This window comes from Paenibacillus sp. FSL H7-0756, from assembly GCF_038006765.1.
Lineage (GTDB): Bacteria > Bacillota > Bacilli > Paenibacillales > Paenibacillaceae > Paenibacillus_AQ.
The window spans coordinates 1,352,085-1,376,549 of record NZ_JBBOVT010000002.1 but is presented as its reverse complement, the minus strand read 5'-3'; the positions used below and the strand labels follow the sequence as shown (position 1 = coordinate 1,376,549).

The window sequence follows — 24,465 nt, the reverse complement described above, 5'->3', positions numbered from 1 at the left end:
GAAGCTAAATCCCCGCTTTGTGGGGTTATTTTGTGCTGGAGGTAACGGGTGTATCCTTGACAATATAGGTTTACTGCAATAGACTTAACATCAGTAGGTCTACTGCAATAAACTTATAAGGAGTGAACAGGATGGAACCCTACAAATTATATGATGCCGAATATAAATTTGCTTGCCTGATCTGGGACCATGAACCGATTAATTCCACTGAGCTGGTGAAGCTGAGTCTAGCGGTACTGGGCTGGAAGAAGTCCACGACCTATACCGTGTTAAGAAAGCTATGTGAGCGGGGAATTCTCAGGAACGAAGGGGCTGTGGTCACCGCCATCATCCCGAAGTCGGAAGCACAGCGGCATGAGAGCCGGACGGTCGTGGACAAAGCCTTTGGCGGCTCGTTGCCGCAGTTTTTGACTGCTTTTCTCGGGGATAAGAAATTATCGGCCAAGGAAGCTGCGGAGCTGAAGAGGATTATCGAGGAGGCCTCTCAATGACGGACCTGTGGATCAGTATTCTGAACATGAGCATTACCGCCAGTTATGTGGCCGTCGCCGTGATGCTGGCGAGAGTCCTGCTGCGGCGCGCTCCCAAAATCTTCTCCTATATGCTGTGGTCAGCAGTAATGATCAGGCTGATCCTTCCGGTTAGCTTCACTTCAAGCTTCAGTATCCTGAAGCTGGCAGGGCCTGCGGGCCCGTCCGGCACAGGGCAGCTGCAATTCGTTCCGAAGAACATCGGGATGCAAGCACAGCCTGCGGTGGAGACCGGAACAGCTTCTCATGGAAGTCTGTTGAACAGCCTGCTTCCGCCGGCTTCACCTGCAGCAAGCGTGAATCCGGTGCAGATCATCCTGTGGGCCGGCAGTATGATCTGGCTGACAGGCGCTATAACACTGCTGCTGTACAGCGTGTTCTCTTATGTAAGAATCATGCGCAGAGTCCGTACGGCAACCCTGGTGAATGGGCATGTTTTTGAGACCGACCAGATTATGACTCCTTTCGTCTTCGGCTTCTTGAAGCCAAGGATCTACATTCCGGCCGGAGTGAGCGAACAGGAGCTGTCCCATATTCTGCTGCATGAGCAGACTCATATTGACCGGCGGGATTATCTGGTCAAGCCGCTGATGTTCCTGCTGGTCATTCTCCACTGGTTCAATCCGCTGATGTGGCTGTCTTTTGTGCTCATGAGCAAGGATATGGAGATGTCCTGCGATGAAGTGGTGATCCGGAAGCTGGGTCCGCAGGTTAAAAGCAGCTACTCAGGCTCCCTGCTTGGCTTCTCAGCCCGCCGGAGCGGTCTTATGACCGGCAGCCCGCTGGCTTTTGGCGAGAGCAGTGTGAAGGCCCGGATCAAGCATATTCTGGCGTACCGTAAACCGACTTCAAGGAGTATGGCCGCTTGTACCCTGCTTATTGTGATCTTGCTTATTGGATGTACAGCCAATCCGAAGACTGTGGAGCCCCCGGCGCAGGTGTTAGATTCCGGTTATGCGGTGGATCAGCTGCTGGAGAGCAAAACAAAGTATATTGGGGACGCCAGCAAAGTCACAGCGCTGCTTGGTGCAATGCCGCTGCCGGAAGGACTGGAGAGGGCAGGCATTGAGCTGACAACCGGCTCCCGCCCGTATGCATTAACCGTCAATTATACAGTGAATGATATTAAGGGAATGTGGAACGATGAGCTTCAGGCAGTAAGCCGTGACCCTCTCCTGAAGAATTCGGTCCTGCTGTTCACCCTCATCGATAATGCAGATATCATTCATTATTCGCTTGCGGATGAAGGGATAAGTTACAGCTTCACATTTACCAGAGAAGAGGTGGATAAGCTGCTGGGCGAGGATGTCCGTCCGTCTGGAGCGGATGAAGCTGGCCTTCGTAGGCTGATCGACCGGCTGGAGAGTGTCAAGCTTACACCATAGAATCATTCAGCCCTGCAACTAGCGTACAGTGAGGCAATACGCACTTTTACAGAACATTTACAGAACACTGCTGTACCTTTTATCTAATGCTTGAACTCGGATGATAGTCTGGAATGAGGTATACATTCTAGGGTCAAGGGAGCAATAGATATGCAAGCAGAGAAGCAGGCGGTGCCGGGAGACCATCGGAGGGGGAAGGCTGGGGTGTTACTTGAGATCCTGCTTGTATCCGCCAAACTGGGTCTTACCTCCTTCGGCGGACCGGTCGCCCATCTGGGTTATTTCCACAATGAGTATATCCGCCGCCGGAAATGGATGGATGAACGAAGCTATGCGGATCTGGTAGCGCTCTGTCAGTTCCTTCCCGGTCCGGCGAGCAGTCAGGTGGGGATTGGCATCGGGATGGTGCGGGCAGGCTGGCTGGGCGGGTTGGTCGCTTGGCTGGGCTTCACTTTGCCCTCTGTCCTGGTACTGGCCGCGTTTGCCTTCCTGCTTCAGGGCTATGATATTGCCGGTGCTGGCTGGATTCACGGACTGAAAATCGTAGCTGTCGCGATTGTTGCCCAGGCCATCCTTGGCATGGGGCAGAAGCTGACCCCGGACCGGGAAAGAGTGACCATCGCGGCTATTGCGGCAGCTGTTACATTATCATGGCAGACCGGCTACAGTCAGATTCTATCGATTGCTGCAGCGGGCATAGCCGGGTTATGGCTGTACCGCCACAGTTCTGCGGAGAGTTTGACGAATGTTCCGGTCCCCATTCGCCGGTCCTCCGGCATCATTTGTTTAGCGTTGTTCGGCTTACTCCTGATAGTACTCCCACTCCTAAGAGGGACGGCGGAGACTGGAGGAATAGCGATATTTGACAGCTTTTATCGTTCCGGTGCTTTGGTATTCGGCGGCGGACATGTCGTGCTTCCGCTGCTGGAACAAGAAGTAGTTCCTACAGGCTGGGTGAGCCCAGCCGATTTCTTGGCGGGATACGGGGCGACGCAGGCTGTACCGGGTCCGTTGTTCACTTTTGCAGCCTATCTTGGAGCAATGACCGACGGTGTTCCCGGGGCCACCCTGGCCACGCTCGCAATTTTCCTGCCAGCCTTTCTGCTGGTTGCAGGCGCACTGCCTTTTTGGAACAGCTTAAGAAGGAGCCCCCGGATTCAAGGAGCCTTAACCGGAATCAATGCCGCTGTGGTCGGTATCCTGCTTGCCGCCTGGTACGATCCCCTGTGGACGACAGCCATCCTCGCGCCGCTGGACTTTGCCTTGGCTATCATTCTGTTCATAATGCTGGTCTTCTGGAAGCTGCCGCCTTGGTTGGTTGTGTTAGCCGGTGCGGCGGGTGGAATGGTGATCGGGGGAATGTGATCGCTCTATATAGAACTGGCCGTTGCAACTTTGCAGGGTCAGTTTTTTGTTGTGGGTTTCTTTTTGCCACCAGAATCATCCAATCCTAACATTGTAAGCCCATTGATCGTATGATAAAATAGTAATATAGATATTGAAATAGGTAACCTAATTCAAAAAAAGAGGAGACAAGTCAAATTGAGTCAAAATGATCTGAAAATAGGTCTTTCCAATAAAGAAGGTCAATTAGGATTCATGTCTGCAAGAGGAGGTCCCCGGGAGGGAGCAGGCCGCAAGAACATAGGTGTAACGAAAAAAGTCTCGGTAACCTTAACTAATGAGCTTTGGGAGAAGGTCGAACAGCATTGCGCAGAGCATAAATTGTCCCGGTCGGAGCTGATCCGATCTCTGATTGAATCTACCGATTTGTAATGTAGTTTATGGAAGCGGGTGAAGCCAGTGCGGGTCAACGTCAGCAAGGATATTCTTCTCAAAGCTCTTCAGCAAGTGTTAAGGGCTGTGCCGGCAAACCATATGATTTCCATACTGACAGGCGTTCATATACAAGCTCGAATGAATGAACTTATAGTTACCGCAAGCAATAGCAGTATGACTATCCAATATCGCATTCCTCAAGAGAATACAACCTTGATGTGGAACATGAAGCTGAGATGGAGAGGCATATTATTATTCCTGGCAGAAATTTAATTGAAGCGGTTAAAATTATGGACGGCGAGGCCAGAACAACAGAAGTTGAAGTAACCAATCGTCATGTTAGATTCACTGCTAACCATATTATGGTTCAATCTGCTTTAATTGAAGGGGAGTACCCGTCCCTGCACCATGTGATTCCGCACACTTTTATATCAGAGATTACAATTAGAATAGATCCTCTGTTAAAAGCGGTAGAACGGACGACGGTATTGGCCAGTGAAAGTATTGTAAGGTTAGAGACCACTGCCGACAGACTACGATTGTTATCCCAAACCGCAGAAATTGGAGATATTGAGGACGAGGTATCTATACTCGAGAAGAACGGGGAGGATTTCACGATCTCGCTAAATGGAAAGTATGTTGCAGACATCCTTCATGGTACGAGTAGCGAGTTCATACGGTTGAGATTCACCGGTAAAATGAGCCCGATAGTCATACATCCGTTGAATGATCTTTCTTCAACTTTTTTTCTAATTACTCCAGTGCGAACCGCAAAGTAAGCGTAAGGCATAGCCCTGTTATCCGTAAATAAAAAGCAAAAATATGTATGACTATTTTTTCCAAGACCTAATTCAACATAATAACAGAGCGCAAGGTAGCGTCAAGAAGTTTGTGTAAATGAGTAGAAGTACCTCCCCGGGGTTACGGGTTGGGGGTGTAGTGTTTCTGGGGGGAGGGGGAACCCCGACCCCCAGAAATTGGATTCATTGGCTACTCTTCTACGACTGTGGGCAACGAAGGGTAGCGGGCTTCATAGAGCTGGCTGAGCTTCTTTTTCACCGTGTCCACCCCAAAGCCAGGGGTGACTCGCTGCCCAAACCTTTCGTTGTAGCCTAACATCTCCAGATACACGATTTTTTCTGCCGCATCCATGTTGGTCAGGCTGTTCATCGGCTTCAGACGTTTGCGGATTTCCTTGTTCATTCGCTCAATGGGATTGGACGTGTAAATCGCTTTACGCATCGGTTCCGGGTACTTGTAGAACGTCAGTAACGTCGAAAGCTGCTCCTCCCAAGACCGCATTTCCTTCGGGTATAACGCATTCCACTTCGCTTTCACCGTGTCAAAGTTCGCCCGGGCCACGACCTCATCTGGTGCATCATACACGGTCTTCAGGGCCTTAATCACATCGGTTTTGTGCTCCACACGGATTTTGGGTAACGTGGCTCGTACTTTGTGCACCACACAATGCTGCACATCCGCCTGCGGGTAGGTTTCTTTAAAGGCCGCATCGAGCCCCGGCAGTCCGTCAAATACACCGAGCAGCACTTCCTGGGCCCCGCGTGCGTACAGATCTTTGAGCACCTCCCGCCAGCCATTCGAGCTCTCTTGACCCCCTACGTAGAACCCCAGGATTTGACGCTGACCTTCTTCGTCGATTCCCATGGCAAAATAGACGACTTCGCCCCGGACCGTGCCCCGTTTAAGCTTCACGTACAGCCCATCCAGGTAGATCACAGAGTAGCGTTTGCTCAGCGGACGTTTCTGCCACTGGTGGATATCCTCCAGCACCGTAGCGGTGATGTTACTGATGGTGGTGGGCGAGTAATGGCTGCCGAACATGCTTTCAATAAATCGGGCCACGTCCCGGGTTCCCATGCCGGATTTATACATCTGGATCACCGCTTCTTCCAGCCAGCCCTCCCGCCGTTGGTAGGGTTCAAACATCTGAGTTTGAAAGAGACCCTGGCGGTCCCGGGGAACCTGAAGATCCTCGATATGGCCGTATCTCGTATGCAGATCCCGTGTATAGTATCCGTTACGGCTATTGCTGGCACCGGCTTCTTCACTCGACATAAACCCTTGGATTTCGGCACGCAGGAGCGATTCCATATTCTCTTTCATGAAGTCTTTAACAAGTTTTTCAAATAGATTATTTAGCATATGTTCGGGTACAATAGTCATCGAGTAGGGCTCCTTCTTGGTGTTGTGGTAAACCCGAGGATACCCTACTTTTTTGGTGCCTGGCTAGGCTCCAAATTGTGGTACACAACTTACTTTACGCCATCGAGCGCAAAGAAACAGTCTATATTTTTTTCCTGGAATGGAATAGAGTAAAGTAGCCGGCAATACAAGAAGAAGCGGAGTGTGGTTACTTGAAATTTCAATGTCATCTGGGGACTGCTGAGTTGCAGGAGTATGTGGAGAAGGTCTTAGGCACGAGTTATACAGTCGTAAAGGTCAGCAGGATGGAGGGCGGTGCCCAGAAGGTGGTCTATAAGCTCGACTGCAGCAATGGGTTCTCCTGTATTCTGTACGTGTGGGACCTGATCATGAATTATTTTCAGGAAGAAATCGTTAATCATAACCTGCATGCAGAGTCCTATGGGAGTGAATTATTTGAGAGTAATAACAGGTTCTTGATAGAGCATGCGATCCGCACACCAATACTCTATGATTTGAATAAGGACAGAGACCGGTACGATTTCGATTATGCGCTGGTTGAGTATGTAGCCGGACAAGAGGCCGGGGGATATTTCAAGCATCCGGACCGTAAGGTTCAGGATAAGGTCTTCCAGCAGGTGGGAGAGATGATTCATGCCATGCATAGGATTCAGAGCAGAACCTACGGTAAACCGGATCAGACTGCGCCTAACAACACACAATGTCATTTGCATCAATTATACAATGGGATCGAACAGCTAACTTACGCCGCAGAGCATGTGGAAGCCATCCGTAAGAATCAAGGGAAACTGCTCGACAAACTATATAGTCTGGAGTCCAAAATAGTACCCCGAAACAGCTACGGATTCATTCACGGGGAGCTTGGACCCAATCATGTGATCGTAACGGATCAGCTGGAGCCTTACCTGATTGATATTGAAGGAGCCGAATTCTATGATATTGAACACGAACACAGCTTCCTGGAGATGCGTTTTGGGAAGCACTACCGCTATCTGAAAGATGTTCAGCTCGATGAGAACCGGAAGCTGTTCTATAAGTTCCATCATCATCTCTCATTAATCTCAGGCGGGTTGAAGCTAGTTCACCGAGGCTTCCCTGACCAGCAGCTCGCACAAGGAATTGCCGATCATCATACAGAGTGTGCGCTCCAGTTCATAGAAGCATAAGCCTGGAACAAGCCTCGCTTTCGTACACCGGAAGGGAGGCTTTGCTGTCAGCTATTGTGTAGTCAGAACCATCTCCAGCGAGGTATTGCTCTCTTCTGCGTGCTCCGCCATACTGCGGATATATCCGGACATGAAGCCGCCCTCCATACTCTCCCACAGCTTGAATCCCGGCATCGCCCGAATCTCCTCCAGCGAATCAGCAGCATTCCCGGCAAAATACTTCACGTTCAGCTTCGACATCACCTCAGCCATCAACTGCTTCTGCGCTTCTGTGAAGCTGCTCTCCTTAAGCCGGCTCATCGCTTTGTCATACGAGTTCTCTGCGAAGATCTGCTCCGCATACGCTTTGAAGTTCAGCAGGTGCGGATCGGTCTTGTGGTTGGCCTTGGCCCAGCCGTCAACATCTACTTGAGTGGTATGGTAGGTCACGGCCCGTGATGCGGGATCGAAGGTCATTCTGCCGTACTGGTGCGGATTCACCGCCATGGCGCTTGTAGCAATATCATAGACAGGTAAGGCCGGATCTATAGAGGCTTCTGGAGGATCGCGGCGGATATCCTGCATATGAATATGCCCGGACAACACCAGATTTAGCCCGTTCCGGCGAAAAGCCTTCATCGTCTCCTGACTGTTATTAAGCTTGAACCCGGATACGGCCATGGAGGTGTGGCTCAGCAGATTATGATGCATCACGGTAATCACAGCTGCATGCTCCTGAGCGGCCAGCTTCACATTATCGTCAATCCAGGCAAGGGTGGAGGGCAGAAGGCGGCCGTCGGTCTGCGGAAAATTATATTCTTCGTTATGAGCATACTGCGCACTGTCAAGCATCAGCAGCCACAGGCCGGGTGCGGCCTTCACCGCATAGCTTAAGCTGTCCGCATCCCGCGAGACCGCCTCGTTATATCCGAAATCGTCATAGATGCGCAGGAAATCCTCTACGTTAATATGCTTGGCCACGACCTGCTTGTCACCGTCGAACGATCTGGCCCAGGGGTTGTTGATATCATGGTTGCCCGGAATGACGTAGACGCGGGTTCCCGCAGCTTCCATCCGGTGCAGCTTCGCAGCCAGCTCCTCATGACTACCTGCTTCCCCGTTATTCGTAAGGTCGCCGCTCAGAATGAGGAAGGCCGGCTTGTTCTGTTCCACATCCCGGACCAGGGCTTCGGTCAGCTCATCGCTGTAAGGAAGCATTTTGCCATCGCCGCCTGTGACATAAGTCTGGAAGGCCTGCCCACCGTCCTCCAGGGCTTTGTCCAGATAATGTGTATCGGTGGCGACCCAGAAGGATACTGGTTCTCCGGGTTCTGTAGCAGGGGTCACGGCCCCGGCGGCGGCTGGAACAGCGTTCAAGGCAGAAGAAGCGGAGTCTTCACACCCGCTGAGGATGAGGAGGGAAGAGAGGAGCATCATTAAGGTGAGCTTCACCATATGAGTTGTGCGGTTATGAAGCGGGACGCGCATAGCTTAACCTTCTTTCTGTATTTTAGCTGAATCATTGTAGCGTATTTATGACAGGGTTGTATATACGATATGTTAGCCGTTGTTTCTAAACCTCCAGAATAGCTTATAGAAAATAGTGGAAGGTGCATAATTGAACTCAATTCAGCGACACTAAGAGCGGATATACAAACAAAGAGCTGGTACAGGAAAAAGTTGTGAATGATGTGTTGTATTCAGACCGGAAAAGTGTTACAATTAAAAAAAGTAAGTTACTTAATTTAATGGAGGTAGTTATTTTATGTCTAAGACTTTTTTTGAAGCGGTAAAAGGCAGACGTTCCATATACGCCATCAGTAAAGAATCCCCAATCTCTGATGAACAAATTCAGAAGATTGTTGAAGAGGCCGTTCTACATAGCCCAACTTCCTTCAACTCGCAAAGCTCAAGAGCTGTCGTATTGCTGGGCGAACAACATGATAAGCTGTGGGATATTACAGCTGAGACCCTGCGCAAGATCGTTCCTACTGAACAATTCGAAGGCACGGCTCAGAAGCTGTCCTCTTTCAAAGCCGGCTACGGCTCCGTGCTATTCTTCGAAGATCAGGCAGTGGTGAAGCACCTGCAGGAGAATTTTGCCCTGTATGCTGAGAACTTTCCGATCTGGTCCAACCAGTCCTCCGGGATTCTGCAATTCGTAGTATGGACTGCCTTCGCAGAAGCAGGTCTGGGTGCATCCCTACAGCACTATAACCCGCTGATCGACGATGAAGTGAAGGAGACCTTCGGTATTGCTGCGGACTGGAAGCTGATTGCCCAGATGCCATTCGGCAACATCCTGACGCCTCCTGGCGAGAAGGAATTCCAACCGATTGAAGAACGCGTGAAGGTCATTAAGTAAGAAAACCCTGCGATAAGCAGTTTAGAACCTCCCTGATCCGGCTAAGTATGAATATAGCCAGATCAAGGAGGTTTTTGTCATGCCATGGAATAAGGAGAACTACCCGGATTCACTGAAGAACTTCACTGCGCCTGTTCGCAACAAAGCGGTGGAGATTGCCAATGCGCTGCTGGACGACGGATATGAGGAGGGGCGGGCCATCGCCATCGCCACTGCACAGGCCAAAGAGTGGGGCGAGAATCACGATAAGCAGATCCGAAAAAAAGGGCAATAGCAGCTCACTCTGCACGAACAATAATTGAGGCAGACATCTGAACACAAATAAAAAGGACAAGCGGATGAACGCTTGTCCTTTTTATTGTAGCCTTCTATATTGTTATAGCTTGTACCAATATCGCAATCTTTATTTTGCAGCAGGAGCTTCCGTTGCCGCAGCAGGAGCTTCACTGGCTGCCGGAGTAGCGGATGCATCCGGTTTGTCGGTCAACGTATTGGTGATCTTGGCATTCTTGTTCAGATCAGCCAGCCACGTAGCAGACATCTCGGATACCTTCTGCGACATCAGAGTTTTCTTGATTTCTTCCTTCTTCTCGGCAAGTGTATATTCTTTGGCTTCCTTGCGGTCAGTAACCTTGATGATGTGGTAGCCGTAATCGGATTTCACAGCGCCGCTGGTTTCGCCAACCTTCAGCTTGAAGGCTGCATCGGAGAATTCAGCAACCATGTCTCCGCGTTTGAAGAAGTCAAGATCGCCGCCCTTGTCCTTGGAGCCGGTGTCAGCGGATTTTTCTTTAGCCAATGCTGCGAAATCCCCGCCGTCTTTGAGCTGCTTCAGAATAGCGTCAGCTTCTTCCTTGGTCTTCACCAGGATGTGGGAAGCGCGAACTTCTTCCTCCTGATTGTATTTCGCTTTGTTTTCTTCGAAGTATTTGGAGATCTCATCATCGGTAACGGTTACCTTCGGTTCTACCAGCTTGCGGATTTCAACCTGGAGCGGCATTTGCTTCTTCAGGTCTTCAATGGTCATCGAGCTCTGTTGCAGAGCGTTATTCAGAGCTTCCTCGCCGCCGAACTGGGTTTTGAGGTTCTCGATCTCCTCGTTGATGTCGGCATCGGTAACCTTAATGTTGGCTTTTTTGGCTTCCTGGCCCACCAGCGTGGTGGTAATCAGGTTTTGCAGGGTGGATTCCCCGCCGGCTTCAAGCAATTTATCATACAGCTGCGCCTTGGTGATGTCTGTTCCGTTCACGGAAGCAACGGCAACTTTGCTGTCATCCTTCTTGAAAGGCTGTACAATCAGCACTACAATCAGTGCTGCTGCCAGTACGAGCGATGCAATCATCCAGCCTTTGCCGCCGCCGGATGGAGCAGGTGAGGATGGGGGAGTACCTCCGCCGCCGACTTTGTTCATTACGGGAACGCTTTCTTCAACTCTTGGAGCTGCTTGTACAGGTTCCTGCGGCACAGGGGCTGTTCCAGCAGGCTCAATTCCTTCTTCCGGAGTAATCACAGAAGTATCATTCTCTTCCGGCGTAAAGCCGTTTTCTAGCTTTTCATTTTCATTGAAATCTTTTTTGTCCATTATAATTAATGACTCCCTTCAATATAGGTGGTGCCTGTCTTTCTACAACTTTACCAGAAAACAGAATTCCAAACCTTAAGAAAGTATAAAAAAGCACAATTACTTTTTAAGATTCCATTAAGAAACAGGTAAAACACAGGAAAAACCGGAGCAGCACGGGTGTCCCCATATGCGCTCCGGCCTGATGAGAGAGACTGTAATCATTCGAATAGAAGAGTACCGTACTGCAAGATGTGTGCGGATAACGTTTCCGGCTTAGGAACTCAGTCCCTTAAGCAAATGGCGGATGTTCTCCTGCTTACGTCTTGGAACCCGTACAGACTTGGCATAGAGGCCCATCTCACCGAAGTAGATGCAGTCGTCCTCTATGGAGCTGATCTTGTTCAGATTCACGTAGCAGCCTCCGTACACATGATAATAGCTGTTGCTCGACAATAAGCGGTTCAGTTGCTCGGCAGTCATTCTCTTTTTAATATTGTAGTTTCTGCCGTGAAAAATGACCAGGTCATGGTCCCCGACCTTAAAGAACAGAATGTCTGTCTCCACCTCGAAGTCCTCATATACATTTCTGGCTTCCAGCAGGCTGCTCATTCGTGTTCCCCCTTTATCTTGATTAATAACATTAATGTTAGCGCTTTCATTATATCATACTCTGAACGGCTTGAGAAGTCTTATTTTTGAAATGTTTTTTGTCACTTTTTCCGTTGCATTTGTCAACCCTCACGAAAAATTGTAAATTATATAGATGGCTGTTTAACTTGAGGAGGAATTCTAGATGAACGAAAAGACGAAGCTGCTGTTATTTACCGGTTCCTACGCCACCGCAGAAGAGAGCGGAATCCAGGTGTTTGCCTTTGACGGTGAAGCCGGAGGCACGCTGGAGCGGCTGGATACCGCAGGAGGCCTGACGAATCCTACGTTCGTCAATGTGGACCCTTCCGGTCGCAAGCTGTATGCCATAGGGGAGAAGCCGAACGGTACGGGCGGTAAGGAAGGGGAGGTTATAACCTTCGCTATCGATCCTGAGACAGGCAAGCTGACCGAATTGCAGCGGATTCAGACTATGCCTTCCGAAGGCAAAGGCCAGAGCACGACCTGTAACATTAACCGGGACGCCAAAAATCAACATCTGGTCGTGTGCAGCTATCACGGGGGATCGGTCGGACTCCTCACGCTGGACAAGGGCGGATTGCCTGTGGCATTGACGGATATCGCTCAGCACACAGGACATGGTGGGACTCCGGGCCAGGACCGTCCCCATCCGCATTCTGCCATCTTCAGCCCTGATGGACGTTACCTGTTTGTCTCGGATCTGGGACTGGATCTGATCCGCAGCTACCGGATAGATGCAGAGGCGGGAACGCTGGAAGCGATTGGAGACACTGCGCTGCATGCCGGTGCAGGACCGCGGCATTTCGTGTTCCATCCAGACGGGAAGTCCGCTTATGTCATTAATGAGCTGGACAGCACGGTGACATCATTCCTATATGATGCTGCGGCAGGAACCCTGAAGACGGCTGCTACTGTATCCACACTGCCTGAAGGCTATGAAGCCGGCCAGAACAGCTGTGCAGAGATCACCTTCTCCAAGGATGGCAAATATCTGTACGGCTCGAACCGCGGACATGACAGCATCGTACAGTATGCTGTGAATCCGCAGACGGCAGGGCTGACCCTAGTAGAGCATGTATCCACCAGAGGCGGACATCCCCGTCACTTCACAGTTACACCGGACGGTGCGTATCTGATTGTTGCCAACCGGGACGGCAATAATCTGGTTGTCTTCTCCCTGGACGAAGGCAGCGGCCGCCTGAGCTTCACCGGCAACACAGCTGAGCTGTCGAAGCCGGTGTGCGTGATGCCGGCGGTTTTCCCCGTGTAGGACAAGCTGGCTGACTCAAAGGAGACAACGGCAAAAGGAACACCGGGATGCTGCTCCGGTGTTCCTTTTGAGTTCCTGGAAGGTTCATTTGTAGTAGCTTAGGTTAAAATGTGCGCCGATCAGACAGCTTATTTGAGTGAGACGGGCTTCAGCGGCACCACGGTGGAGACTGCCGATTTGAAGAGTACGTTCTGTCTTCCGTCACCCTGACCCTGCAAGGTGATCGTATAAGCGTCATAAGAGGTTACCAGTCCCTGCATTTTGACTCCGTTAGTTGTAAAGATCGTCACAGGCATCTTTGTTGAGATGCACTGGTTCAACAAACGTTCCTGCAATTTTAGACTTTCCACTTGGCAGCACTCCATCTTTAATTAAAATAATTTCTCCAGGCCATTATAACACGGGAAAGACCTTCCCAGGAAATGTGTTCTTAAGGCCTGAGAAATAGACAAGGGGGTAGTTATGCTATATTATCATTACTGGTCCCGTGGATTCCGGCGGTTTATATGGTTTTTACTGGCTTTTATCCTGATCGCATTACTGGTTAAGCTGGGCGGAGCCCAGGGCTTCGACCATGCGGTGATCCGGTTCGTGCAATCGATGGAATCTCCGCCGCTTACCGCACTGGCCAAAGGCTTATCATTAGTCGGCTCCTCGAAGCTGGCAATAGGGATCTCCGTGCTGACCATGCTCATTTTGTTCTTCGCGCTAAAGCACCGGCTGGAGCTTGCCCTGTTTCTGTGGGTGGGCCTCGGCTCCCAATTGCTGAACACGCTCCTCAAGCTGTGGTTCCACCGGGAGCGTCCCACCATTCACAGGCTGATTGAGCAGGCAGGCTACAGCTTCCCCAGCGGACATTCAATGGCGGCTTTCTCGTTATACGGGGTCATTGCCTACCTGCTCTGGCGGCATATGCACAGCCGTAGCGAGCGGTTCTTGCTGATTCTGTTCACTGTGCTGATGACCGGAGGAATCGGCTGGAGCCGGATTTATCTGGGGGTGCATTATCCGAGTGATGTGATCGGCGGCTATGCCGCGAGCGGAGCCTGGCTGATGCTGTCGGCGGCCTGCTTCGAAGCTTACCGGAATTACAAAGCGAATCCGCATCACACAAAGAATGCCCGGAAGAAGTAACTCCGGGCATTTCAGTGCCTGTTCTCTTACATACGGTATCCATCCGTAAGGAGGACGGTCTCGCTAGCTTGTCTCCCCCGGGACGGTGCCGTACAGTTCAGGGGGCCTTCGTAGCAGCAGGCGGCGGTGACGGCTTGCCCTGGTGAAGCTGGGCTACGCGGCTGAGGCTGCGCTTGATCAGCGTCGGCAAGCCCGGTTTCAGCTTCGCCGCGTCTTCCTGCGTCAGCTTCCCTTCCTTGACGAATCCATCCAGCTTCAGGCTGGCGGCATCGCTCAGCTTCTGGACATACTGGTCTTCGCTCCAGCCCTTCTTCTCCTGGGCCAGACCTGTCAGGGTCTTACCCGATTTCAGGCTGGCAATCAGCTCCTCACGGCCCATTCCCAGGAGCTCAGCCGTTTCGCTGATAATGAAATGGCCTCCGGCCCTGAGATTCCGGTCCCCGCTGCGGTGAGGGGGATGTTCTCTGCCGGTATGCTCTCTGCCGGCATGCGGTGAGGCCGGAGGAGGGGTGGCTGTGCCTTTGGGAAGCTGCTCGCCGAAGGCGGCTGCTGGAGACAGGGCAAGCATCATGGCTGCTGCCCATGCGGATAGGGTTCGGGTCGTTTTTTTCATGAATACACCTCTTCTGATGGTTATAGTGACTACCCGGTATAACAGTATTCCCTGAAAGCTGAAAGAATCCTGAAGCCCGGCTTAAGACATACTAAAATTCGCCAGCGCAGTTCATGGGTAATAACAAGATATACATAAAGGATGAACATCCACAGTAATTATGATAAGCTTCAAGCTCTTGGGAGGGATGGATTTGGCTTTCGGTGCCCGCATACTCAAAACAGGAATGGCCGTAACGCTTGCGCTTTATCTGTCCGTTCTATTCAATTTCGCTTCTCCTGTCGGTGCGGCTATTGCGGCAATCTTTGCCATGCAGCCGTCCATATACAGATCATGGCGGTATTTCCTCGATCAGATCCAGACCAGCACGATGGGGGCCGTGATTGCGCTGCTTGGCGGAATGCTGCTCTCCAATGAGCCGATTGCGGTTGGACTGGTATGTATCCTGGTGATTATGATCAGCATGAAAATGAACCGTGCCGACACCATCGGCCTGACGCTGGTCACAGTCATCTCTGTCATGGAGGCTTCCGGCCAGTGGCAGTTTGCCTTAACCCGGTTCCTGCTGACCCTGACCGGGATTTTGTCGGCTTTTATTATCAATATCTCTGTATTTCCGCCCCAGCCGCGCAAGCAGTACATCCGGCAGATCGAGAATGTGTTCACCAGCTTATCGCTGCTGCTGCGGACAGCGGTGTCGCATGAGATGAAGGAAAGTGTATTCCGGGATGAGAAGAACGGCCTGGAAGGCGCGATTAAAGCGCTGGCTGACAAATACGCGTTGTTCGAGGAGGAGCAGAAGCAGCTCCGCAAGGCTAAATACAGTCAGACGAGGCAGATGGTTGTCTACAAAAACCTGCTGGGTTCCCTGCAAAAGGGCTATCAGGTGCTTGAGGCGATTGACCGGCATTACTTCCAGGCTGACCGGACGGAGCAAACGGATGAGCTGTTCGACCGCCATCTGGAGCAGCTGATCAAGTACCATGAGTACATTTTGCTGAAATTCGAGGATAAGCTGAAGCCGGGAGCCAATGATTCCGAGCCGCTGGCGGAGGACAATGACCGCTTCCTGAAATCCGCCATCAACGGATATGATCCGCAGAAATCCGGGCAGCTCCGGCTGTCGGTGGTGGCTGCGGCCATCTATGACTACGGCTATCAGCTGGAGCGTCTGGATAAAGTGGCTGACCAAATCCACCGGATGAACGCAGATGACAAGGACAGTACAGTGCTGAGTGAGAAGATTTAGAGCGCGAGATCTATATAGCAAAAACTTGTAAAATGACTAAAGAGTTGGTAACATTGTTAGTCAACCTTCCAAAGGGGATGAAATGAATTGGATAAACATGATCACGAGTGGCAAAAGGAGCAGGAGCGGGTAAACGGCATCACCAAGCTGCTGTCTGCCCATATCCGGCTGCTGTCAGAGGAGCTGGGACTCCACCGCACGGATGTCGTGGATATGCGCAAAGACTTCTGGGAAGAGGTCACAGTGAACTTCAGCAGCCCCGACGACCTGGGGGAGACTTCAACCAGTCTGCGGCAGCAGGCACAGATTCTGAACGAACGCGAACGCCATCATCTGCAATCCAGCAAGGCGCTTAAAAAATATAAAAAGCTGGTAGTATCGCCCTATTTTGGCCGGATTGATTTCTCGGAGGCGGAGGATGCTGCGGCTGATACCATCTATCTGGGCATCGGTTCGCTGATGGAGGATAACGGGACCTTCCTGATCTACGATTGGCGCGCGCCTATCTCCAGCTTGTATTATGACGGGGCGCCGGGACCTGCATCTTATGAGACACCTGGAGGACAGATTACAGGCACCATGGAGCTGAAGCGCCAATTCGTGATTGATAACGGTGAGATTGAAGTCATGTTCGACACGGGCGTCACCATCGGCGATGAACTGCTTCAGCAGGTACTGAGCCATAGTGCCGATGACCGGATGAAGTCGATCGTAGCCACCATCCAGAAGGAGCAGAATGCGGTCATCCGTAATGACCGAAGCCGGATGCTGGTTGTGCAGGGAGCCGCCGGGAGCGGCAAGACATCAGCAGCGCTACAGCGGGTAGCCTATCTGCTCTACAAGTACCGCGAGGTGCTTCAGGCAGATCAGATGCTGCTCTTCTCGCCGAACCCCCTGTTCAACAGCTATGTATCCACTGTGCTGCCTGAGCTGGGGGAAGAGAATATGCAGCAGACCACCTTCCAGATGTACCTGGAGCACCGGCTGGGCCAGGAATTTCAGCTGGAGGATGTGTTCAGCCAGACGGAGAGTCTGCTGAATGCCCCGGACGGGGAGGAAGCCTATATCCGCCGGGAAGGCATTGCTTATAAATCATCAGTAGCCTTCCTTAGCGCCATCCGGCAATATGTGAATCTGCTGGAGCATGAAGGCATGCTGTTCAAGCCATTGATGTTCCAGGGGAAGGCCGTTGCCTCTAAGGAAGAGATGGAGCGCCAGTTCTACAGCTATGACCCGGGCATCAAGCTGGCGAACCGGATTGAACTGATGACGGGCTGGCTGCTCAAAAAAATTGCGGCCTTCGGCGCAGAAGAGCGGAGTGCGGCATGGGTAGACGAGCAGATTGAGCTGATGGACAACAGCGATTATCAGCGGGCCTATAACCAGATGCGCCGCAAGGGCGGAGGGCATAATGACAGCTTCGATGATTATGATGCGGAGCGAATCCTGCTGGCCCGCTACGTAGTCAGCCAGCGTCTCAAGCCGCTGCGCGGCTGGACCAAGCGCGGGCGCTTCGTGGATGTGAAGGCGCTGTACAGCCGTTTATTCGAGGGCCGTGAGCTGATAGAACGCCTGGATACCCGCCAGCCGCTGCCTGAAGCGTGGGATGAGATCTGCGCGCAGACGCTTACTGCAATCAGGGGCAATGAGCTGGCCTATGAAGATGCGACACCGTTCCTGTACTTGAAGGAGCTTAGCCAGGGCTTCCGGACGAACACGCTGATCCGTCATGTCATTGTCGATGAGGTGCAGGATTACTCGCCGTTCCAGCTGGAATTCATGCGCCGCCTGTTTCCCCGGGCCAAAATGACCGTGCTGGGCGACCTGAATCAGGCGATCTATGCCCAAGGCGAGGTGCTGGGAGATCTGGCCGGGCTGGTGAGCATCTACGGCGAAGAGAACACCGAGGTGATCTCTTTGACCCGCAGCTACCGGTCTACGTATGAGATTGTTGAATTCACACGGGCGATGATTCCCGGCGGCGAGAAGATAGTACCCTTTAACCGGCGGGGGGAGGAGCCGCTTCTGACGCTGGTGGACAGTGAAGACGATCTGCTCTCCTCTGTGGAGCAGGATGTGCTTAAGCTTCATGCCCAGGGCTATCATTATGTGGCTGTGATCTGCAAGACCGCAGAAGAGAGCGCACAGGTGCACGGTGAACTGGAGAAACGGCTGCCGGTGCGGCTGGTCACGAAGGAAACGCCTAATTTTCAAAAAGGGACGCTGGTGCTTCCAGCCTACCTCGCCAAGGGCGTCGAGTTCGATGCTGTAATCATCTATGACGGTTCCGCTGAGAAATACGGGCGTGAACATGAACGTAAGCTGTTCTATACCGCCTGTACCCGGGCGATGCATCTGCTTCATATCTACAGTCTGGGACAGCCAAGCCCGTTCATGCCTGCTGCTGTGCGTGAAACGGTAACGGCTGGTACGCAAGAGAAGTGAGCAAATATAAAACCGCCTGCGCGTGTGACGCGAGGCGGTTTTGTTCTTATATTAGGAGACTATAGCTTCCTGCTGCTGTGTAGAAGGTGTGTGTTGGACCAAATGTATGTCAAAAACAACATACATTGTGCTCGCAAGCAGGCGCACGGCCTGGATGTATGCCAAAAACAGCATACATTGTGCTCACAAGCAGGCGCACGGCCTGGATGTATGCCAAAAACAGCATACATTGTGTTCGCGCGAAGGTAATCTTATTTTTCCGTTAGGGTGGTTTTCTCCATTTCACGTTAGCGTAAAGCTATCCCTCTAAGGCAGCTTTGCGCTTACTGTTCTGCCGGGTCATGAGTACCAGAAGATAGATAACGAGCAGCAGCACAGGTGCCAATATCGAGTACCGGTACATCACGGCATAGCTGGTGAACATGGCGACAGCGCCAAGCAGCATGGAGCCGATGGCGACACCGAGATCCAGGGAGTTCAGGAACATTCCGTTGGCTAATCCGCGCTGGCGCGGTTCGACAGACTGGATCATCCACGTCTGGAGCGCAGGCTGCATGGAGCCAAAGCCGAAGCCGTAGCATAGGGCGGCCGGGAACAAGCCTGCTGTTGTGGAGGCGAAGGATAGAAGCAAAAGCCCCGTGGCGATGAACAGGCTTCCCGGGATGAGCAGGGCAGGCGCACCATAGCGGTCGTAGATTCTGCCGGAGAGCGGCCGGATCACGACAATGGCTAAGGCATTGAACAGGAAGAAGTAAGCGATATGCTGGAGGTGCTTCTCTTGCCCGTAGAGCGCCAGGAAGCCGAGCAGCCCGCCGTAAGAGATGGATAAGAGAAAGTTAAGCAGACAGGGAAGCAGCAGCCTGCGGTAAGGATTGCTTCCGGCAGCTGCTGCCGGAACTGCGGACGGCTCCAAATGACCGCCAGGCAGTGACTTCGCCAGGCGGAAGCCCATCGGCAGGATCAGAGCAAGCGCGACAGCCGTCCCCAGCAGCAGGGACCCGAAGCCTGGTCCTTGCAGCAGGCTGAGTCCGATTAGCGGGCCAGCCGACATGGCGAGGCTGGTAGATAATCCGAAATAGCCCATGCCCTCGCCCATGCGGCGGATGGGAATGACATCGGAGGCCATGGTCGGGAACGCCGTGCTGGCCATACCGAAGCCTATGCCGAACAGGATGCGGAACAGCAGCAGGGTGAGGATGCTGCCTGCGAAATAATAGCCCGCCACCGCAGAGAGGGCAATGGCAAGGCCGAGGAAGATCAGCAGGTTGCGCCCGCCTTTCTCCATGGCTTTGGCGGAGATGAGGCGGGAGGCAATCGCACTGAGGGCGAACAGGCTGGTCACAAGACTGACCTGCACGGGTGAAGCATGCAAAGCACTTTCCGCATAAGCAGGAAGGGTAGATAAGGTCATCTGCAGTCCTATGAACAGCAGAAGGTTGCAAAGGGTCAGTGTAATGAAGGATGTGGTCCATAGACGTTCAGAGGTTTGATTCAAGTGGGTTGACTCCTATTCCTGATGTATATTTCCGGTGTTGTGATAGATCTGCTCCAGCATACTGCGGAGATCTTCAAGCTGTTGCGGCTGCAAACCGGCTACAGCCATATCTATAGTCTGCTGCTCCAGAGCTATAGTGTTCTCAATTAACGCCCTTCCCTCTCCTGTGGCATAGAGCTGGAACGCCCTGCGGTCCTCCGGGTTGGCCGTTTTGGTAATGAAGCCTTTCTTAATCAGAAGCTCCACGATCCGGGCGGTGGTGGGCTGGTCTTTGGCGGAGGCAACGGCCACCTCCTTCTGGTTGACTCCGCTGCGGTCACAGATCATCAGCAGGGTGGACCATTGCTCGGGTGTAATGTCATACGGCTTCAACGCCCGGGCGAAGCTCACTGAGATTCTCCGGTGGGTCGAGCCCAGCAGGAAGCCGAGGAATTGCTGGGGAGAGGACAGGGTCATAAATGAATTGCTCCTTTATAATTACTTGTTGTAACAAGTATAAGCATAACAAGTAAATGAGTCAAGGAAAAATGGTAATCCGTCCCACCTAACAACACCAAAAAAGCCCCGCTCCGCAGAATGCGGAAGGGGGGCTTGAAGATTTGCTTTGTTTTTAAACCTGTGGAACCTTCTCCCAGTCCTTCAGGAAGCGTTCGATACCATTGTCGGTCAGCGGGTGCTTCCAGAGCGATGGCAGGAGTGATCCCGGGATGGTAGCGATGTGAGCACCGGCAATGGCTGCTTGCTCCACATGGGCAATGTTGCGGATACTGGCGGCGATGATCTCGGATTTCAGGTCGTAGTTGGTCAGAATCGTCTTCAGATCCTTGATCAGCTTCATGCCGTCTACACCGATATCATCCAGACGTCCGACGAACGGACTGATATAAGTTGCTCCTGCCTTGGCGGCCATGAGGCCTTGAGCAGCGGAGAATACGAGCGTTACGTTGGTTTTGATGCCTTTTTTGGTCAGTTCATAACAAGCTTCCAGACCATCTTCAGTCATAGGGAGCTTGATGACCACGTTCGGAGCCCATTCAGCGATCTCGTAAGCTTCCTTAAGCATCTCTTCAGCCGTAAGACCGATAACCTCAGCGCTTACAGGACCAGGGACAATAGCTACGATCTCTTTGATTACGTCCTTAAACAATCTGCCTTCCTTGGCGATCAGCGACGGGTTCGTCGTTACGCCATCCACTAATCCGAGGCGGGTAATACGTTTGATTTCCTCAATATTTCCGGTATCCAAGAAAAATTTCATTTCCAGGTATCCTCCCTTGATTTCGTATGGATTTGACAAAACAGCAGGCTCCACTTCATTATGAGACATGCCACGTGAAGTTTCAACTGTTAATTTGAATCTTTCAAAATAACTTTATGGAATCGGCGCAAAAAAATGTTTTTACACGGGTAGGACCATTCACGGACACTTCTGTCCATGATACTATAGAAACGGTATTGTTCATTACAGGCGATGGGCTGGTGACAGGAATGTATACTTTAATTGCGGGAGTGGTGCTGTTTCTGCTGGTCACAGCCGGAATTATTGCTTACCAGAACAGCAGAATCCTTGCGGAGCAAGAGTCGGATGCTTCCAGAGCGCATACCGGCAATCTGATGTACTCGGTATATAATCAGAGATTCTCTGCGGGTGAGGAGCTGCCGGAGGCGGTGCCGCTGTTTCAATTCACGGTGGTTGAGCCCGGGGAAGAAGACCTGCCGGACTCAGAAGCGGGAACAACCCGTGCTTTGTGCAGAGTTGCCGCCGGAACGGGCGAGCTCGTGTTATCGGATGCGCAGAATTATATGCTGGGCATTCTCCGCCAGGCCGCAGTGCAGGGAGGCCGGCTTACGCATGTTTCTTTTTCAGGGAAGGCTGCCCGCAGGGGCGAGAAGGAACTGATTCAGGCGCTGGAGACTGCGGCGAAGGAGGAGACCCGCTATGCAGATCAACGTTAAGGATGTAATCCTGTCGGTTCATGAAGGCGATATCACCTCCTGGCAGGGCGAGATGATCGTCAATGCCTCGAATTCCGGTCTGTATGGAGGCGGAGGAGTGGACGGGGCTATACACCGGGCCGGAGGCCCGGGAATTGCGGAGGAATGCGCGGGAATCCGTCAGAAGCAGGGCGGCATTCTTCCCGGCGAAGCTGCGCTCACCGGTGCGGGGCGGCTTCCTTTTCGCGGAGTGATACATACGGTGGGTCCGATCTGGAAGGGCGGTACGGCCGGTGAAGCGGCTGTGTTGGCGAGATGCTATAAGAGCAGCCTTGATCTGGCTTGCACTCATGGGGTGAAGAGTCTCGCTTTTCCGAATATCAGCACGGGCATTTACAACTTCCCGAAGGAGCTGGCCTGCAAGACGGCGCTGGAAACTGTAGTAGGGTATGTCCGCGCGAAGAGCCCGGCAGAGCTCCCGCTGCGGCAGATCGATTTCGTCTGCTTCGAGCATGAGAATGCCGGGCTGTACGAGGCCATGCTTGGGAACTATAGCTGAACAGCGGCTGGAGCGGCTAGAGAAGAGATGAAGGCCCGGAAGTTAGGCGTGATATTTGCCCGCGGGTGCGTTCAGCACCCATTCCAGCATTAGAATCAGATCTTCCAGCCTGGTCAGCTGGGCGTCAAGTGCTGCCCGCTGAGGGTCGCCGGGAGGCAGCGGGGCCAGCCGTGATTCCAGGGATCTGCGCTGGAGCGTCATTTCGTTGATTTTGGATTGGATTTGGTTCTCGGTTCTCATGCGGATGCCTCCTGATGGATAATTAGTGTCAGGCTGATGGGTTAGGATAAGAATTCCTTGTGGACAGGCACAGCCCATTCCACTTCGTTCATTATAACGGATAACATGGAGGGAATAAAATGAGTATCAATGTGAAACAGCTGGCAGCGGAGAAGGCAGTCGAATATGTGCAGGACGGTATGAAAGTAGGCCTGGGAACAGGCTCTACTGCTTACTGGGCCATCCGCAAGCTGGGTGAGCGGGTGAGCGAAGGCCTGCAAATTACGGCCGTAGCTACCTCACAGGCGTCTGAGGATCAGGCTCGCGAACTGGGCATTCCGCTGGTAGCGTTCAGTGATGTGGACAGCCTCGACCTGACGATTGACGGGGCGGATGAACTCGACGGGGCGCTGCAGCTGATTAAGGGCGGGGGCGGTGCGCTTTTGCGGGAAAAGATTGTCGCCATGGGCAGCGCACGCATGATCGTTGTGGCCGATGAGAGCAAGGCCGTGACCACGCTCGGGAAGTTCCCGTTGCCGGTGGAGATTGTGCCGTTCGCCTGGGAGTGGACGGTCGCCGCGCTCGCTAAGCTGGGCTGCAAGACGGAGCTGCGGCGTAGCGGAGAAGACCTGTACAAGACGGATAACGGCAATTATATTGCCGACTGCCGGTTTGAAGCCATTGAATCGGCGGCAGAGCTGGCGCTTGCCCTCCAGCGTATTCCCGGAGTCGTCGAGCATGGACTCTTCATCGGGATTGCCGATCTGGCGATTATCGGTAAGAGCGACGGCACGATTGAAATAGTTGAAGGTGGCCAGGATCGCTAAGCCGAATGCAGGCCGCCGGAAAGGGAAGACTTCAGCCAAGCAGGCGCTTCCGCCCGGACGCCGCTTCCTGGCCTGGCTGCTCCTGATCGCGTATAGCGGAATGCTGCTGTACTGGATGTTCCTTGGATTCGGACGGACGGTTCAGCTGGACGGACCGCTCCGTTACAATCTTGAACCGCTGCGGACAGTGCGTTTATACTTTGATATGACGAATGGATTATCGTATGCCAGCAGGCTGGTGAATCTCCTGGGGAATGTGGCAGTATTCGCGCCTTTTGGCATTCTGCTTCCGCTGGTGGTCACCGGTTACCGCTCTTTTATCCGGCTGACGCTGCTGTCTGCACTGGGCATCATTGTACTGGAGCTGCTTCAGATGCTGCTGCATGTCGGGAGCCTGGATATCGATGATCTGCTGCTTAACCTGCTCGGGGTGTGGACGGGTTATGCGCTGCTGCGGCTGGTGCGGGGATAGCGGGACGTCGGGTCAGGTATACTTTTAGGAGGATGAGACATATGTTGATTGATTTGAAGCCGCTTGTCGGCACACCGCAGGTGAATGAGCTGCTGGCTTATGCGGTTATAGATGACCCGGATGCGCTGATACGCACTTCGGAGGAATATAGTAAGCTTGCGGCCATGCAGCTGTGCGGCTGGGAGGAGGAAGGGCTGCTGGTCGGACTAACTGGATACGAAGAGACGGAAGACGGCTCGCTCGACATCCGCCATATTGCAGTGCTCCCGGAGAACCGGGGCAAAGGGTATGCGCGCGGCATGATTCTTGAGCTGGTCACCTCCCGTCAGCCGCGTTATCTGGTAGCGGAGACAGAGGACGAGATTGCTGCTGACTTTTACCGCAGTCTGGGCTTTATGGTGTACAGCCTGGGCGAGAACGCTGCCGGAATCGAAATGTTCCGCTGTGTCTATGAGGTGGAAGAGACGGAAGACGAGGAGTAAGCAGGCCGAACGTACCAGGATATGCGTTAGGTGAATTCACAGTCTTAGCCACTCTGCACTACACGTGCGGGGTGGTTTTTTGCGTTCTTGAAGCTGTTTAATCGCCCTGCTAAAGAACAATGTAAAATTCATGAAAACCAGTTGACTTTTAATGAAAAGGACAATATAGTTTTACTGTGAAAC

The 24,465-nt window shown here is 52.5% G+C and carries 28 protein-coding genes; 18 read left to right on the top strand and 10 right to left on the bottom strand.

From position 1 onward, the window contains the following. Positions 1-131: 131 nt before the first annotated feature. The 6 genes from NST04_RS22670 (at position 132) to NST04_RS22650 (ending at position 4,473) form a co-directional block, all read left to right on the top strand. Positions 132-491 (top strand): BlaI/MecI/CopY family transcriptional regulator, encoded by a 360-nt coding sequence (locus tag NST04_RS22670; protein WP_341021254.1) that lies wholly within the window; start codon positions 132-134, stop codon positions 489-491. Beyond that, the gene (locus NST04_RS22665; protein ID WP_341021256.1) at positions 488-1,915 is read left to right on the top strand and encodes a M56 family metallopeptidase; all 1,428 of its coding nucleotides are present in this window, start codon (positions 488-490) and stop codon (positions 1,913-1,915) included. The genes NST04_RS22670 and NST04_RS22665 overlap by 4 nt, the downstream gene beginning before the upstream one ends. 150 nt (positions 1,916-2,065) lie before the next feature. Then, positions 2,066-3,280 (top strand): chromate transporter, encoded by a 1,215-nt coding sequence (locus NST04_RS22660; RefSeq protein ID WP_341186235.1) that lies wholly within the window; start codon positions 2,066-2,068, stop codon positions 3,278-3,280. Positions 3,281-3,457: 177 nt separating this feature from the next. Beyond that, complete coding sequence (locus NST04_RS22655; RefSeq protein ID WP_341021259.1) at positions 3,458-3,691, top strand: ribbon-helix-helix domain-containing protein; 234 nt, start codon at positions 3,458-3,460, stop codon at positions 3,689-3,691. 18 nt (positions 3,692-3,709) lie between these two features. Then, positions 3,710-3,967 carry a hypothetical protein gene (locus tag NST04_RS34055; protein ID WP_445667938.1) on the top strand — a complete coding sequence of 86 codons (258 nt, stop codon included), beginning with the start codon at positions 3,710-3,712 and terminating at the stop codon, positions 3,965-3,967. Then, entirely contained in the window at positions 3,913-4,473 is a 561-nt protein-coding gene (locus NST04_RS22650) for a DNA polymerase III subunit beta (protein WP_341186234.1), read from the top strand. Before NST04_RS34055 ends, NST04_RS22650 begins: the two co-directional genes overlap by 55 nt. 211 nt (positions 4,474-4,684) lie before the next feature. On the opposite strand, the gene NST04_RS22645 is transcribed toward NST04_RS22650, so the two are convergent. Beyond that, on the bottom strand, positions 4,685-5,878 hold the full coding sequence (locus NST04_RS22645) for an IS256 family transposase (protein ID WP_341186233.1): 1,194 nt from the start codon (positions 5,876-5,878) through the stop codon (positions 4,685-4,687). Between the two features lie 236 nt (positions 5,879-6,114). Here NST04_RS22645 and NST04_RS22640 point away from each other — a divergent pair, with 236 nt between their 5' ends. After that, entirely contained in the window at positions 6,115-7,044 is a 930-nt protein-coding gene (locus tag NST04_RS22640) for a phosphotransferase (RefSeq protein ID WP_341023284.1), read from the top strand. 51 nt (positions 7,045-7,095) lie between these two features. Here the strand turns inward: NST04_RS22640 and NST04_RS22635 are convergent, their stop codons facing one another. Beyond that, positions 7,096-8,511: a metallophosphoesterase gene (locus NST04_RS22635; protein WP_341021260.1), complete on the bottom strand. Its 1,416-nt coding sequence runs from the start codon at positions 8,509-8,511 to the stop codon at positions 7,096-7,098. Positions 8,512-8,788: 277 nt separating this feature from the next. Here NST04_RS22635 and NST04_RS22630 point away from each other — a divergent pair, with 277 nt between their 5' ends. Continuing rightward, positions 8,789-9,388 carry a nitroreductase family protein gene (locus NST04_RS22630; RefSeq protein WP_341021262.1) on the top strand — a complete coding sequence of 200 codons (600 nt, stop codon included), beginning with the start codon at positions 8,789-8,791 and terminating at the stop codon, positions 9,386-9,388. Between the two features lie 79 nt (positions 9,389-9,467). Then, the gene (locus NST04_RS22625) at positions 9,468-9,662 is read left to right on the top strand and encodes a DUF2188 domain-containing protein (protein WP_341021264.1); all 195 of its coding nucleotides are present in this window, start codon (positions 9,468-9,470) and stop codon (positions 9,660-9,662) included. A 129-nt stretch (positions 9,663-9,791) separates the two neighbouring features. On the opposite strand, the gene NST04_RS22620 is transcribed toward NST04_RS22625, so the two are convergent. Then, positions 9,792-10,970 (bottom strand): peptidylprolyl isomerase, encoded by a 1,179-nt coding sequence (locus NST04_RS22620; RefSeq protein ID WP_341186232.1) that lies wholly within the window; start codon positions 10,968-10,970, stop codon positions 9,792-9,794. A gap of 255 nt (positions 10,971-11,225) precedes the next feature. Continuing rightward, a complete protein-coding gene (locus NST04_RS22615) occupies positions 11,226-11,561 on the bottom strand; it encodes a LytTR family transcriptional regulator DNA-binding domain-containing protein (RefSeq protein ID WP_173126417.1) in 336 nt (111 codons plus the stop codon). A gap of 184 nt (positions 11,562-11,745) precedes the next feature. Between NST04_RS22615 and NST04_RS22610 the strand changes: the two genes are divergently transcribed. Then, positions 11,746-12,852, top strand: a complete 1,107-nt coding sequence (locus tag NST04_RS22610; RefSeq protein WP_341021267.1) for a lactonase family protein — start codon at positions 11,746-11,748, stop codon at positions 12,850-12,852. A gap of 128 nt (positions 12,853-12,980) precedes the next feature. Here NST04_RS22610 and hfq read toward each other — a convergent pair whose 3' ends face one another. Further along, positions 12,981-13,217, bottom strand: coding sequence for an RNA chaperone Hfq (gene hfq / locus NST04_RS22605; protein WP_036694444.1), 237 nt, complete (start codon positions 13,215-13,217; stop codon positions 12,981-12,983). A 97-nt stretch (positions 13,218-13,314) separates the two neighbouring features. Between hfq and NST04_RS22600 the strand changes: the two genes are divergently transcribed. Further along, on the top strand, positions 13,315-13,986 hold the full coding sequence (locus NST04_RS22600) for a phosphatase PAP2 family protein (protein ID WP_341021270.1): 672 nt from the start codon (positions 13,315-13,317) through the stop codon (positions 13,984-13,986). Between the two features lie 97 nt (positions 13,987-14,083). On the opposite strand, the gene NST04_RS22595 is transcribed toward NST04_RS22600, so the two are convergent. After that, entirely contained in the window at positions 14,084-14,599 is a 516-nt protein-coding gene (locus tag NST04_RS22595; RefSeq protein WP_341021271.1) for a hypothetical protein, read from the bottom strand. A 193-nt stretch (positions 14,600-14,792) separates the two neighbouring features. Between NST04_RS22595 and NST04_RS22590 the strand changes: the two genes are divergently transcribed. Both NST04_RS22590 and helD read left to right on the top strand, forming a co-directional pair. Next, on the top strand, positions 14,793-15,848 hold the full coding sequence (locus tag NST04_RS22590; RefSeq protein WP_341021272.1) for an FUSC family protein: 1,056 nt from the start codon (positions 14,793-14,795) through the stop codon (positions 15,846-15,848). 87 nt (positions 15,849-15,935) lie between these two features. Next, positions 15,936-18,293: an RNA polymerase recycling motor HelD gene (helD, locus tag NST04_RS22585; protein ID WP_341186231.1), complete on the top strand. Its 2,358-nt coding sequence runs from the start codon at positions 15,936-15,938 to the stop codon at positions 18,291-18,293. A 298-nt stretch (positions 18,294-18,591) separates the two neighbouring features. On the opposite strand, the gene NST04_RS22580 is transcribed toward helD, so the two are convergent. The 3 genes from NST04_RS22580 to fsa form a co-directional block, all read right to left on the bottom strand. Continuing rightward, entirely contained in the window at positions 18,592-19,788 is a 1,197-nt protein-coding gene (locus tag NST04_RS22580) for an MFS transporter (protein ID WP_341021274.1), read from the bottom strand. Between the two features lie 12 nt (positions 19,789-19,800). Continuing rightward, the gene (locus NST04_RS22575; protein WP_341186230.1) at positions 19,801-20,244 is read right to left on the bottom strand and encodes a MarR family winged helix-turn-helix transcriptional regulator; all 444 of its coding nucleotides are present in this window, start codon (positions 20,242-20,244) and stop codon (positions 19,801-19,803) included. A gap of 154 nt (positions 20,245-20,398) precedes the next feature. Then, positions 20,399-21,046, bottom strand: a complete 648-nt coding sequence (gene fsa, locus NST04_RS22570; protein WP_036694437.1) for a fructose-6-phosphate aldolase — start codon at positions 21,044-21,046, stop codon at positions 20,399-20,401. Between the two features lie 230 nt (positions 21,047-21,276). Here fsa and NST04_RS22565 point away from each other — a divergent pair, with 230 nt between their 5' ends. Continuing rightward, positions 21,277-21,744 carry a hypothetical protein gene (locus NST04_RS22565; protein WP_341186229.1) on the top strand — a complete coding sequence of 156 codons (468 nt, stop codon included), beginning with the start codon at positions 21,277-21,279 and terminating at the stop codon, positions 21,742-21,744. After that, positions 21,728-22,282 carry a macro domain-containing protein gene (locus NST04_RS22560; RefSeq protein WP_341021278.1) on the top strand — a complete coding sequence of 185 codons (555 nt, stop codon included), beginning with the start codon at positions 21,728-21,730 and terminating at the stop codon, positions 22,280-22,282. The genes NST04_RS22565 and NST04_RS22560 overlap by 17 nt, the downstream gene beginning before the upstream one ends. Before the next feature lie 42 nt (positions 22,283-22,324). Here the strand turns inward: NST04_RS22560 and NST04_RS22555 are convergent, their stop codons facing one another. After that, positions 22,325-22,522 carry a hypothetical protein gene (locus tag NST04_RS22555; RefSeq protein ID WP_036694433.1) on the bottom strand — a complete coding sequence of 66 codons (198 nt, stop codon included), beginning with the start codon at positions 22,520-22,522 and terminating at the stop codon, positions 22,325-22,327. A 125-nt stretch (positions 22,523-22,647) separates the two neighbouring features. Here NST04_RS22555 and rpiA point away from each other — a divergent pair, with 125 nt between their 5' ends. From rpiA to NST04_RS22540, 3 genes are read left to right on the top strand one after another with little or no spacing between them, the layout of a single operon-like run. Next, positions 22,648-23,328 (top strand): ribose-5-phosphate isomerase RpiA, encoded by a 681-nt coding sequence (gene rpiA, locus NST04_RS22550; RefSeq protein WP_341023285.1) that lies wholly within the window; start codon positions 22,648-22,650, stop codon positions 23,326-23,328. Continuing rightward, complete coding sequence (locus NST04_RS22545) at positions 23,312-23,800, top strand: VanZ family protein (RefSeq protein WP_341021279.1); 489 nt, start codon at positions 23,312-23,314, stop codon at positions 23,798-23,800. Before rpiA ends, NST04_RS22545 begins: the two co-directional genes overlap by 17 nt. A gap of 41 nt (positions 23,801-23,841) precedes the next feature. Continuing rightward, a complete protein-coding gene (locus tag NST04_RS22540) occupies positions 23,842-24,282 on the top strand; it encodes a GNAT family N-acetyltransferase (protein ID WP_341021280.1) in 441 nt (146 codons plus the stop codon). The last annotated feature ends 183 nt before the right edge of the window (positions 24,283-24,465 follow it).

Bases quoted from the DNA above. Each gene is read 5' to 3' on its own strand.
- NST04_RS22670 (WP_341021254.1), top strand. From the start codon at position 132: ATGGAACCCTACAAATTATATGATGCCGAATATAAATTTGCTTGCCTG.
- NST04_RS22665 (WP_341021256.1), top strand. From the start codon at position 488: ATGACGGACCTGTGGATCAGTATTCTGAACATGAGCATTACCGCCAGT.
- NST04_RS22660 (WP_341186235.1), top strand. From the start codon at position 2,066: ATGCAAGCAGAGAAGCAGGCGGTGCCGGGAGACCATCGGAGGGGGAAG.
- NST04_RS22645 (WP_341186233.1), bottom strand. From the start codon at position 5,878: ATGACTATTGTACCCGAACATATGCTAAATAATCTATTTGAAAAACTT.
- NST04_RS22635 (WP_341021260.1), bottom strand. From the start codon at position 8,511: ATGCGCGTCCCGCTTCATAACCGCACAACTCATATGGTGAAGCTCACC.
- NST04_RS22630 (WP_341021262.1), top strand. From the start codon at position 8,789: ATGTCTAAGACTTTTTTTGAAGCGGTAAAAGGCAGACGTTCCATATAC.
- NST04_RS22625 (WP_341021264.1), top strand. From the start codon at position 9,468: ATGCCATGGAATAAGGAGAACTACCCGGATTCACTGAAGAACTTCACT.
- NST04_RS22620 (WP_341186232.1), bottom strand. From the start codon at position 10,970: ATGGACAAAAAAGATTTCAATGAAAATGAAAAGCTAGAAAACGGCTTT.
- NST04_RS22615 (WP_173126417.1), bottom strand. From the start codon at position 11,561: ATGAGCAGCCTGCTGGAAGCCAGAAATGTATATGAGGACTTCGAGGTG.
- NST04_RS22610 (WP_341021267.1), top strand. From the start codon at position 11,746: ATGAACGAAAAGACGAAGCTGCTGTTATTTACCGGTTCCTACGCCACC.
- hfq (WP_036694444.1), bottom strand. From the start codon at position 13,217: ATGGAGTGCTGCCAAGTGGAAAGTCTAAAATTGCAGGAACGTTTGTTG.
- NST04_RS22600 (WP_341021270.1), top strand. From the start codon at position 13,315: ATGCTATATTATCATTACTGGTCCCGTGGATTCCGGCGGTTTATATGG.
- NST04_RS22595 (WP_341021271.1), bottom strand. From the start codon at position 14,599: ATGAAAAAAACGACCCGAACCCTATCCGCATGGGCAGCAGCCATGATG.
- NST04_RS22575 (WP_341186230.1), bottom strand. From the start codon at position 20,244: ATGACCCTGTCCTCTCCCCAGCAATTCCTCGGCTTCCTGCTGGGCTCG.
- fsa (WP_036694437.1), bottom strand. From the start codon at position 21,046: ATGAAATTTTTCTTGGATACCGGAAATATTGAGGAAATCAAACGTATT.
- NST04_RS22565 (WP_341186229.1), top strand. From the start codon at position 21,277: ATGTATACTTTAATTGCGGGAGTGGTGCTGTTTCTGCTGGTCACAGCC.
- NST04_RS22560 (WP_341021278.1), top strand. From the start codon at position 21,728: ATGCAGATCAACGTTAAGGATGTAATCCTGTCGGTTCATGAAGGCGAT.
- NST04_RS22555 (WP_036694433.1), bottom strand. From the start codon at position 22,522: ATGAGAACCGAGAACCAAATCCAATCCAAAATCAACGAAATGACGCTC.
- NST04_RS22540 (WP_341021280.1), top strand. From the start codon at position 23,842: ATGTTGATTGATTTGAAGCCGCTTGTCGGCACACCGCAGGTGAATGAG.